The 677-nt window shown below is 59.1% G+C and carries 2 protein-coding genes; both read right to left on the bottom strand.

Annotated elements, in window-relative coordinates; all coding sequences use genetic code 11:
• Positions 1-294: hypothetical protein (locus tag AC1DT3_RS23350; protein WP_477467535.1), on the bottom strand; the 294-nt coding region annotated here is incomplete at its 3' end.
• Positions 291-677 (bottom strand): hypothetical protein (locus tag AC1DT3_RS23345; protein WP_477467534.1); only part of this gene is annotated, 387 nt, incomplete at its 5' end. The genes AC1DT3_RS23350 and AC1DT3_RS23345, both read right to left, overlap by 4 nt.

Raw genomic sequence — 677 nt, 5'->3', positions numbered from 1 at the left:
GGAGGCGAGGGCTTCGAGCTTCAGTTCCGCCACTTGCCGGATAGCAACTTCGGCCCTAAGGGCGCTCTCCAGGGCTGCCACCTTTGCGGAGACCAAATCCAATATTCGTCTGGACGCCAACACAGCAGCTCCGTGGCGCTCAGCTTCGCACGAATAGTGTGAGGCCTCCTTCGCATCGCCTTGAGAGGCATGGAGCTCTAGCTGTGTTAGGGCCTCACGCTGCCGGGACACATACTCGTCGCGAATTGCTCCAACGATGTCCAGAATCGAGTCGCATTCCTGAACGATAATCATTTCGCACCCGCCTTGTTCGTGGCGAGCACATCACGGGCGCGGCGGAAGTCGCCGACCGTCAGCTCATATCCCTCGAATGCATAAACCGGGTCCGCGTTATACTTCGCTCCCGCGTGCGCGCCGCATCGGGGAAAGTTGGCGAATGGCTTCAGCGCCTCAGTCAATTTCTTGACTTGAGCCTCTGCGGTTTGAGCGATTTCGACCGCATTTGCCCAGGGATTGTTGAGGTTGGAATGCTCGGCGATCTCGGCGCGCTCGTCCGACCGCTTCAACGCCCATTGAAGGTCTGTGATTTCACGGTTCAGGTCGTCCCGCTCCGCCTCAAGCACCTTCACCCGATCCGCATCGGTTGAGAGGCGTTCCGGTTGAGAGGCGTTCTGTGA

This window comes from Microvirga sp. P4_G7 (assembly GCF_056401005.1).
This window is presented reverse-complemented; position numbering and strand designations above follow the sequence as displayed.